The 268-nt window shown below is 54.1% G+C and carries 1 rRNA gene; it reads left to right on the forward strand.

The features are described 5' to 3' along the window. Positions 1-268: ribosomal RNA gene (locus AC2AXP_RS22765) — 16S ribosomal RNA — on the forward strand; the annotation flags it as partial.

Below are 268 nucleotides of genomic sequence, written 5' to 3' on the forward strand. Positions count from 1 at the left end.
GCCTGGGGAGTACGGCCGCAAGGTTAAAACTCAAATGAATTGACGGGGGCCCGCACAAGCGGTGGAGCATGTGGTTTAATTCGATGCAACGCGAAGAACCTTACCTACTCTTGACATCCAGAGAACTATCCAGAGATGGATGGGTGCCTTCGGGAACTCTGAGACAGGTGCTGCATGGCTGTCGTCAGCTCGTGTTGTGAAATGTTGGGTTAAGTCCCGCAACGAGCGCAACCCTTATCCTTTGTTGCCAGCGGTTCGGCCGGGAACT

It is taken from the genome of Serratia sp. Sp408 (assembly GCF_057180665.1).